8 protein-coding genes are annotated in these 10,753 nt (G+C 34.0%); 6 read left to right on the forward strand and 2 right to left on the reverse strand.

Features of this window, described 5'->3' with window-relative positions:
• The first annotated feature begins 339 nt into the window (after window positions 1-339).
• The 6 genes from HOG71_13220 to HOG71_13245 all read left to right on the forward strand — a co-directional run bounded on the left by HOG71_13220 (window position 340) and on the right by HOG71_13245 (window position 6,724).
• Window positions 340-888, forward strand: a complete 549-nt coding sequence (locus HOG71_13220; protein MBT5991805.1) for an HDIG domain-containing protein — start codon at window positions 340-342, stop codon at window positions 886-888.
• 21 nt (window positions 889-909) lie between these two features.
• On the forward strand, window positions 910-2,709 hold the full coding sequence (locus HOG71_13225; protein MBT5991806.1) for a 3-isopropylmalate dehydratase large subunit: 1,800 nt from the start codon (window positions 910-912) through the stop codon (window positions 2,707-2,709).
• A 16-nt stretch (window positions 2,710-2,725) separates the two neighbouring features.
• On the forward strand, window positions 2,726-3,124 hold the full coding sequence (locus HOG71_13230) for a hypothetical protein (GenBank protein ID MBT5991807.1): 399 nt from the start codon (window positions 2,726-2,728) through the stop codon (window positions 3,122-3,124).
• Window positions 3,125-3,147: 23 nt separating this feature from the next.
• Complete coding sequence (locus HOG71_13235; protein ID MBT5991808.1) at window positions 3,148-4,191, forward strand: hypothetical protein; 1,044 nt, start codon at window positions 3,148-3,150, stop codon at window positions 4,189-4,191.
• A 120-nt stretch (window positions 4,192-4,311) separates the two neighbouring features.
• Window positions 4,312-6,081: a homoaconitate hydratase family protein gene (locus tag HOG71_13240; protein MBT5991809.1), complete on the forward strand. Its 1,770-nt coding sequence runs from the start codon at window positions 4,312-4,314 to the stop codon at window positions 6,079-6,081.
• A 61-nt stretch (window positions 6,082-6,142) separates the two neighbouring features.
• On the forward strand, window positions 6,143-6,724 hold the full coding sequence (locus HOG71_13245; protein MBT5991810.1) for a transposase: 582 nt from the start codon (window positions 6,143-6,145) through the stop codon (window positions 6,722-6,724).
• A gap of 613 nt (window positions 6,725-7,337) precedes the next feature.
• Here the strand turns inward: HOG71_13245 and HOG71_13250 are convergent.
• Window positions 7,338-9,239: a hypothetical protein gene (locus HOG71_13250; GenBank protein ID MBT5991811.1), complete on the reverse strand. Its 1,902-nt coding sequence runs from the start codon at window positions 9,237-9,239 to the stop codon at window positions 7,338-7,340.
• Window positions 9,240-9,311: 72 nt separating this feature from the next.
• Window positions 9,312-10,589: a metallophosphoesterase gene (locus HOG71_13255; GenBank protein ID MBT5991812.1), complete on the reverse strand. Its 1,278-nt coding sequence runs from the start codon at window positions 10,587-10,589 to the stop codon at window positions 9,312-9,314.
• Window positions 10,590-10,753: the final 164 nt, after the last annotated feature.

A 10,753-nucleotide genomic window follows, 5' to 3' on the forward strand; every position in this document is an offset into this window, starting at 1 on the left:
CAAATGGTGCTCAGACTTTCGCAATAAACAGGTCAATTATTGATACAATCATCAAGTCTAGAAACAATGTTCTTGAGGGCTTAAATTGCCTTGCTACATATATCCCTGATTAGTTACCTTCAAACTTTGTTGAATTATTTACAAAAAAAGATCATTGTTTGAAATTTTAAACTATTTTTAGCCCTTTATTGAAATACATCTTAACGATTTTAAAATTTATTATTAGCGGATTTGTGTCTTGAATTTTGAGAATTATTGTACATTCTCTAAAGCATTTAGTTACAGGGCATAACTCGTGAAAATATCTGTATTATTGAAAATATTTAAACATAGAAAAAGATGAATGACGTATTTGAATTGTGGCCTGAATTGATGTGGATAGAAGATGAAGTTTTAAGACAACAAACGGCAGATACCTGGAAGCTGGCATTAGACAAAAGTGTGCTAACATCAGAAGATTTAAAAACTATCCCATTTACCTTGCTTTGTGGCCCAGATTTGAAAGTTAGTTTTATGGATCATAAAAGAGCTGTAGTGCATATTGCTAAGGAAAGTGCATTGAAATTTGAAGAGTTTTTTAAAGATTCACTTCCTGTAAATATGGATGTATTAATTGCAGGTGCCATATTAGCTGATGTGGGGAAGCTTTTAGAATATGAATTGGATGCAGAAGGTAAATCTTTTCAGGGTTTATATGGAAAATATTTACGTCATCCATTTTCAGGAGTTTCAATTGCCGAAAGATGTGGTGTTCCTGCTGAAGTATGCCACATAATTGCTGCTCATGCTGGGGAAGGAAATCATGTAAAGAGATCCACTGAAGCATATATTGTACATCATGCTGATTTTATGTCATTTCTTCCTTTTAAAGAAAGACTTCAAGCATAGTTTAAATAATTAATGATAAAAATGAACTTAATAGAAAAAATACTCAGCAATCATACTGATAAAAATAGGGTAGAGCCTGGTGAAATTGTTGATATTTATATCGACACACGAGTAGCCAGAGATTTTGGTGGAGCTAATGTCGTTAAAAATTTAGAAGCGAATAATTTATCTATTCATGATTCCAGCAAAACATTTTTCACGTTCGATTGTAATCCGGGAGGATCGGATCAAAAATATGCAGCAAACCAACATTATTGTCGACAATTTGCCAGAAATAATGAAATTCAGGTTTATGATATCAATGCTGGAATAGGAACGCACTTGGCAATTGATAGAGGATTGGTTTATCCGGGAAGTACTTTTGTGTCTACCGATTCTCATGCAAACATTATGGGTGCTATAGGCGCATTTGGCCAGGGCATGGGAGATCAGGATATTGCAGCTGTTTGGGCAAAAGGAAAAGCTTGGTTTAAGGTACCACATTCTGTAAAAGTTAATTTTGAGGGAGAACGTCCTGTGGATGTTTCTGCAAAAGATATTGTTTTAAATATGCTTTCTGTATTTGGAGCAAACAAACTCCTTGGTTTTTCGGTAGAACTATATGGAGAAGCGATCGAAACTTTGACTCTGGATGAAAGAATTACGATTTCTTCGATGGCCACAGAAATGGGTGCTATCATTGTTTTAATTCCACCTTCACCTAAAACCTTAGACGAGCTTGAAAAAAGATCTGGTAAAAGGTTTGAATTAATTCAAGCCGACAATGATGCTACTTATCTGGAAGAATTGACACTGAAAATTTCTGATTTTAAACCCATGTTAGCCAGTCCAGGTCATCCACATGATAACATTTTGGTCGAAAATGCATTAAATGTGAAAATTGACTCAGCATTTATTGGCAGTTGTACAAATGGACGTATTGCAGATTTAAGAATCGCAGCAAAGATCTTGAAAGGGAAGAAAGTCGCTCCAGGTGTAGTTTTGAAAATTGTTCCATCTACCGATGAAATATGGAATGAGGCTTTAAATGAAGGATTAATTAAAATATTTAAAGATGCTGGTGCTTTGGTTTCTAATGCTGGTTGTGCTGGCTGTGCAGCTGGGCAGGTTGGTCAGAATGGACCTGAAGAAGTAACTATTAGTACAGGTAATAGAAATTTTTCCGGTAAGCAAGGTAAAGGATTGGTTTATTTAGCTTCTCCTGAAATAGTTGCCGCTTCATCAATTGCCGGTTATATCACAACTTCAAACAATATTCCAGCAATACCAGCTGTTTTTACTGCTGATTCAATCAAAAACAAAGCGAAAAAGCAGATTCCAAAAGATTCAATTGATTCTCCAACTGTTGTTCAGGGTCGTGTTTGGTATATAAAGCAAGATGATATTGATACCGATATGATCTTTCATAATCGATACCTGACAATTACAGATATCAATGAAATGGGACAATACACTTTTGATAATCTCAGAGGCTATGAAGATTTTTCATCAAAAGCAAAAGTGGGTGATATTATCATTACTACCAAGAATTTTGGAGCAGGAAGTTCAAGACAACAAGCTGTTGATTGTTTCAAGTCTCTGGGTATTCAATGTATTATAGCTGAATCGTTTGGGGCTATTTACGAACGCAATGCTATTAATGCAGCATTTCCGATATTAACCTATAAAAATATCGATTCGATTGAAGTAGAAAATGGAAATATGCTCAAAGTCGATTATATTAATGGAACTTTATCTAACTTGGATAAAAATTTATCATGCCCAATTAATAAGTTTTTTGACGTGCAATTAGAGATTTATACAAATGGAGGTCTTCTTTAACAATTAATTTGAAATCATGGAATTCGATTACAAACAGTTTTATGTTGAACTTGGTAAATTACTTTCTGCCATTGCCAAGGCAGATGGAAAAGTACAATTAGAAGAAGTTCATGACTTGCATAAGTTAGTTAGGAATGTGCTTTTAAAAGTGAACGATCAAACTGATGAATTTGGTACAAACCATGCGTTTTATACTGAATTTGAGTTTGAAACAATGTTGGATAGTAAAGCAGAGATGGATGAAGCCTATGATTCTTTCATTAAATTTATCACGGATAATAAGGAGAACATAACAGATAAAATGAAAGAAATTTGTATGGTGTCTGTCGAAAAAATTGCTGATTCATTTGAAGGAATAGTTCCTGAAGAAAAGACTTTGATTGATAAATTGAAAAAGGATCTTGACAAGATATAATTTTAGCATGAAATAATAAACACATGAAAAAAGTTCACCTTAATTTATTTTTGATTGCTTGCACAGCATGGCTGTTTTCATCTTGTGCAACAAGCTCAATAGGAATACAAGTTTTGGTTCCTGCAGATATTTCAATTCCTCAACATATCCAGAAAGTAGCTGTTGCTAACCGTTCTTTGCCTGATAAATCAGATAAAGCCAAAAATATTATTGAAGGTTTACTCACTGGAGAATCGATATATGCTGATCGAGAAGGCTCTGAAAATTGTGGTTTGGGATTGGTCAATCACTTAAACTCGGGGCCGCGGTTTTCTGCATCCTATTTGTCTGGGACCGATTTAAAAGGAACAGGAACTAGAGAGTTTCCTTATCCACTGGATTGGAATACAGTAAATGAATTGTGCCAAAGTGTTGATGCGGATGCATTGGTTCTTTTAGAGACTTTTGATTCAGATAATTCCATTAGAAAGTATAATAAAGTGAGCAAGAAAAAGGTGGAAAGCAAAGAAGTAAATGTTACAACCTATTATGCTGACTTAAACATTAATGTGAATGCCGGATGGCGGATATACGATAATACGAACAAACGAATTATTGATGAACAATCCTTCATGGATACTAAAGTATTTACAGGTAAAGGAACAACACCTTCCAGAGCTGACGATAATTTACCAAGCAAAAGAAATGCAATCAATCAATCAGGTGTATTTGCTGGAAGTATGTTCGGTAAAAGAATTTCTCCAACATGGATTCATGCTTCAAGGAAATATTATAAAGGCAAGGAAGATCAATTTAAAAAAGCAAAAAAATATGTCGAACTGAATGATTGGGATGAGGCAATTGCCATATGGAAACCTTTAACGGATAATCCTGAGAAAAAAATTGGTGGAAGAGCTTGTTATAATATGGGAGTAGCTTGCGAAATGCAAGGAGAGTTTAATATGGCTGTAGAGTGGATGAAGAAAGCTTTTTACAATTACAATATGAAAGATGCAAAAAGCTACATAAGCCTGCTTGAAAATCGAATCAGAGATAAAGAAAGATTAGACGAACAATTAGGGAATTAAAGCACTTCTTTTGTCATTTTCAATCCAATAGTGGTGAGAAATCTAAGATTACTCACCTAGCTTAATATGACATTCAATTCAAGAATAATACACAAAACCTTTTAGATAAGAATCAATAACATGGGACAAACTTTTGTAGAAAAGATATTAGGTGCTCCTGTAGGGAGCATTGTTTTTAAAAAACCCGACTTGGTTTTAACACACGACAATACAGCCAGCATAAGCAAGACTTTCGCTAAAATGGGCGGTGATAAGGTAAAAGATCCAAATCAGATGTTAGTTGTTTTAGATCACAATGCACCTCCTACAAACGCTAAACTGGCCAATGATTATCAACTTATTCGTGATATTGTTAAGCAGCAAGGCATTGAAAAATTCCATGATGCTGGAAAAGGTATTTGTCACCAAATCATGAGTAAATATGCCAAACCCGAAATGATTATTGTTGGTAGTGATAGTCATACGTGTACAGCAGGCGCTTTCAATGCATTGGCAGCAGGTATCGATAGAACTGAATCAGCTGGCATATGGAAAACATCTGAAACATGGTTCCTTGTTCCAGAGTCAATTAAAATTACTTTATCGGGAAAACTAAAACCCGGTGTTTTTGCAAAAGATGTTTCGTTATGGATTATAGGTATGATCGGATCGGACGGAGCCAACTATATGTCAATTGAATATCATGGGGAAGGAGTTAAGACTCTGGATTTATCGGAGCGCATGACATTAGCAAATTTAGCATCTGAAATGGGTGCGAAAAATGCTGTTTTTCCAGCAGATGATATGCTTGCCAATTTTTACGGATGCAAAATAAAAGGTGTTTGGGCCGATGAGAATGCAATTTATGCCAAAGAAATTGAGATTAATTTGTCTGATATATTTCCTTTGGTGGCTGCACCACATCATGTTGACAATGTGAAAGCAGTTTCGGAGGTAGAAGGACTAGAACTCAACCAAGGATTTATTGGGACCTGTACAAATGGACGAATTGAAGATTTAAGAATTGCTTCAGATATATTAAAAGGTCATGTTATTAGTAGAGGTTTTCAGCTATTAATAACACCTGCCTCTCAGGAAATTTATTTACAAGCCATGGAGGAAGGTATCATTCAAATATTTATCAAAGCAGGTGCAAATATTTTAGGTGCATCTTGCGGACCCTGTTTAGGCACAGGACAAGGTATTCCTGCGGATGGTTACCGAATCATATCAACAGCAAATCGCAATTTTAAGGGAAGAATGGGGAATCCAAATGCTGAGATTTACTTGGCATCACCAGCAACAGTTGCTCTTTCAGCAATTGCTGGTAAAATTGTAGATCCAAGAGGAACAACACATCAAGATAAGTTTCCCTATCAAAAGGAACAATCTTCATCTGTAGAAATTAATGAATCTGAAAACAGACGATTAGACGGAATTTGGAACTATACCGATGTTGACAATTTGAATACAGATCAGATGTTTGCCGGTAATTTGACTTACAATGTTTTGAGTTCAGATGGTGAAGCAATCATGCCTCATTTATTTGAAGGATTTGATAAAAACTTTAGGAAAAATGTATCGGCTGGCGATATCATATTGGCAGGTGATAATTTTGGTTGTGGAAGTTCACGGGAACATCCTGCTGTAGGCTTAGCATATGCAGGAGTAAAGGCCGTTATTGTTAAATCAGTGAATAGGATTTTCTACCGCTCAGCAATCAATCAGGGTTTACTTCTTATTGTCAATCGCGAAATAGTAGATGCTTATAAAGCCGGAGATAGCCTCAGTGTTGATTTTGAACATGGAATAGCTAAACTTAATGATCAGGAATTTAAAATCCCTCCTTTGCCAGAAAAGCTAATGCAAATAATTGAAAAGAAGGGTTTGGTGAAGTTTTTATCTGCTTAGTTGATTACCTAAACCTAACTGGTTGATTCAAACCTGTTAGGTTGAAATAAAGCACAAAAAAATGACAAACTACTTTGAAAAACTTGAACCAAGTAATATTTACCATGTTTATAATAAATCTGTTGGTGATGAAGTACTTTTCAATTCGGATAGTGATTATGACTATTTCAAAAATAAGTTAGCCCGATTTATACTTCCATTCTGCGATCTTTATGCTTATTGTTTGATTCCTAACCATTTTCATCTTTTGGTAAAAATTAATGAAAGTAGTGATGACTCTTCTGAAGAAGAAGATATTATTAGAAATGCATTTAGTAATTTTTTCAATAGTTATGCAAAATCGTTTAATAAAGCACATGATCGTAGCGGTAAATTATTTAATCTTCCATTTAGGAGGATTTTAGTTGACAAGGATGATTATTTTTCATGGTTGGTTTGTTATATCCATCGTAATCCTGTTCATCATCATCTTACAAATGATTTTAGAAACTTTAAATATTCAAGTTATCATGAAATTCTTCATCAAAATGGTATAGTGAATAGCGAATTTTTGATTCAGTGGTTTGGTGGACTCAATGAATTTATTTCATTCCATGAGTTGAATATAAAACTTGCAGATAGCTCAAAGTATACACTAGAGTAATTCCAGACCTAACAGGTTGATTCAAACCTGTTAGGTCGAAAAAATCTATGAGCATATTTTGTTGGAAAGAACACTGAATCAGCTTTTCAAGTTTCAAAAAGCTGATTTGACATTTCAACCAAACAGGAGCACGGCCACCTGTTAGGTTTGCATATGTGGTTGGAATTTGAATCATATCATGAGCTGAAAATAGACTTGCAGATAGCTCAAAGTATACACTAGAGTAATTCCAGACCTAACAGGTTGATTCAAACCTGTTAGGTCGAATAAATTTATGAGCATATTTTGTTGGAAAGAACTCTGAATCTGCTTTTCAAGTTTCAAAAAACTGATTTGATATTTCAACCAAACAGGAGCGAGGCCACCTGTTAGGTTTGCATATGTGGTTGGAATTTGAATCTTATCATGAGCTGAAAATAGACTTGCAGATAGCTCAAAGTACAAACTGGAGAAATTCCAAACCTAACTGGTTGGTTCAAACCTGTTAGGTCGAAAAAATCAAATAGCATATTTTGTTGGAAAGAACACTGAATCAGCTTTTCAAGTTTCAAAAAGCTGATTTGATATTTCAACCAAACAGGAACAAGGCCACCTGTTAGATTTTTCGAGTTTTTTATTTTCGATATTTTCTTTTCATTTTACCATTTCGTTTAAACTCGATTAGTGAGCCTCTGACATAATCTCCTCTATACTCCATTTGTCTTGTTATACGTCCAGTTTTTTCATGATATTGATACCAGATTCCTACCCTTTCATAATCACACCAGAATGTGCCTGTTTCTGACAGCTTACCAAAAGCATATCCTGAATAGTTTGCTGTACACGAATTTATCCATTCATATTTCTCTTCCAATAACCATCCATATTTTTTATTATTCCGCCAAACTTCCTGCAGAAAGTTATCTGTGTAATAATCAAGGCGATAAGGATCTATCCTGCACATGATTTTATCGTAAGGTATATAAAGCCATTTACCTTGTTTCCAACCATGGCTATCTTTACAATTAACAGTATCTCCATTAAAAATGTTTTTTTCTGAACCATCCTGGTATACTATTTTTCGTCTGATTAATTCCCGATCCTCATTATAGAAAAAAGAAGTATCGATTTCAAATCCATTTTGATAGTAAATACTTGCCTGTAGGTTTCCGTTTTCATAGAAATAATTGAAACGCCCATGTTTAACTGATTCAATTGAACTGTCAGAATGTATAATTTTATCATAACTGCTGCTTTTTGGTTTTCCACTTTTGTAATACTTTGTTGATGGTCCAATTGCTAATCCTGAAAAACTGAAATATGTATTTGAAAGTTCGCCACTTTTGTAATATTTTTTTTCATAAATGCAATGTGTACAATAATTTGTGGAATCAATATATTGGTATTCCATTAGGAGAACTCCTGAGTTAGAAAAAGCATTAACTTTAGTATCTGTCCCAAAATTTAGCTGATTTGCCACATAAACATTAATGTCATAGTTGGGGCGATACTTACTCGCATTTGTTTTTAAGCTTGATATTGAGTTTATTACGCCTATTTCAGCAGTGTCTCCATTTTTATATAAATGCAAAATTGGCCCACAGATTAATTGGTTATTATAATTGAAACTGCTTCTTAATTTTCCATTAGCATAATAGTATTCTAAACATCCATTCCCATTTATCAGCGTCCCTGCGAATAGAGAATCTCCATTTTTAGAATTTGCTGCATATACTGTATATGGTAAACCGTTTTTAAAGAGTATATGATTTGCCAATATTCCCGGATAGTAATAATCTTTGTAATTCCCGTCAACTATTCCAGCTTTGTATTCTATTTCGAGTGACATGAAGCCTTCTTGTTTATAAAAACAACGACCATGTAAAAGTCCATTTATATAAAATTCATAAGCTAAGGTATCATTATTCCAAAAGCTAACTTTTGATCCATTTAAAATACCATCATAATAGTTGCTAATGTTTGATATGTAGTATTCACTATTTTTAAAATTATGATAATATTTAATTTCTTGTCCATGCTTTAAACCATTCAAGTAATGGCAGGTTTCAGTTATAACTCCGTGTCTATCATAATTAGTTTGTATTCCATTTTTCTTGTCATTCCTAAAACTATCAATTGCATAGCAAATCGTATCATTGTTTTCTGTAATAAAGGTGTATGTCCAGCTTCCGGTTTTTTTATCATTTCTAAAGTCTCCGGTCAGGTATTCGTTGTCAAAGTATAATTGCCACTTACCTTCCCGTTTACCATTTTTTATGAAGCCTTCCATTTTAACACAATTCGAATCCCATGGAGGAAATTGATAATACTCTTTATAATAGCCATCTTTAAGCTGTGCTATCTCAAAATTATCCCAATCAAAATTAGAACGAAACGATGGAGCTCTTGCATAGGTGAAATCACCATACGTTGAAGAGGATGATTTTGAGGGGATTTCATAACAACCAAAATCCTGACTAAATGCTGCAATTGCATTTAGTGAAATAATAATTAAGATGAATAGCTTGTTTCTCAAAATAGAATCAATAATATACCTAACGACTAATTTCAGAAAGTATTATTGTGATGAATAATATTTAAATGTCTTTTACTTGCTTATTAAGCTTATTAATGTGATTTCTGGACGAATCCCAATTCTTCCCTGAAAACCAATAACACCTAAGCCATGATTGATGTATAAATACTTTTGATTTACCTCATACAAACCACCCCAATAAGGATACATCCAGTCAAGTGGACACCACTGATAGAAGGGAAGATCAATTCCAATTTGTGCACCATGTGTGTGTCCCGATAAGGTTAGGGCTATATCATACTGATCTTTTACTTCCATTTCCCAATGATGCGGATCATGAGAAAGTAATATTTTTATTGGAACATTTTTGCAGTGCTCTAAAGCCATATCAATATCTCCATACTTGTGATAGGGAGTAACAGCCCAGTTTTTCACCCCAAGCAATGCAATAGAATCGTTTCCTCTGAATAGGCAAATTGATTCGTTTTGCAGATTGATGAAACCCATTTCACGCTGATATTCGATGAGAAGATTTACGTTTTCAAGCCGATGACTTGGACCATAGCATTCGTTATAGTCACCAAAATCATGATTCCCCAACACAGCATATTTCCCATCTTTTGCTTGTATTTTATTAAACGTAGTCACATATGTTAAGGCTTCTTCAGCTTTCAGATTTACCATGTCGCCTGTGAATACAACAATATCAGGGTTTAATTCATTAATCAGCTCAATGGCATAATCAAACTTGTTTTGATTTCCAAAACTGCCTATATGCAAATCTGATATTTGTACAATTTTATAATCATTAAAAGCTTCAGGAAGATTATCCAACTGTATTTCAACTTTTTGAACCTTATAATCCTGTCTTCCAATTAGAATCCCATAGGCAATTAGCATAAACAGTATACTGCTTATTATAATTCCTGATTTCAAGAAATACTTCTTGATAAGGACCATGGATGTGACTTGCTTATGTGTAAATTTTTCAACAATTATTCTAATCAAACGCAGGATATCACGGAGAAGAATAAAGAAACAGAATATTGCTTTTGATCCGTATATCAGTATAAATGTTGTATTTAGCCATAGGATGTATTTCATTCTGATAGAATGATCGCAGGGAAGATTTGTTAGTGTCAAGTAGGATAATGAGGATATGGTGTAAAGGATGAGAATTATCCAATTGAATTTCACAAATAGCTTTAACCATTTATTATGTTTTTGTTTTTCAAAAACCTTTTTTAGTCCTCTATTGGCATACAATTCAAAAATGAAAGCGACAACTATTAAGAGTAGCATCTTAAACAAAATGCTTTGGCTGCTATATGCTGAGTAACCGTAGAACATAGAATGTTATTTGTATAATTGTATCAATTAGGATTGGTCAAATTTAAATAAAAGCCTATAATATTTTAAATGATTACAGTGATTCTATTATCATATGTGACAAACTGGATTTGTTTTTGCTTCTAGGGAGCCCAACTTAATCCACCCCATGAAATTTACGCTGA

This window comes from Bacteroidota bacterium, assembly GCA_018698135.1.
In the GTDB taxonomy this organism is placed as follows: domain Bacteria; phylum Bacteroidota; class Bacteroidia; order CAILMK01; family JAAYUY01; genus JABINZ01.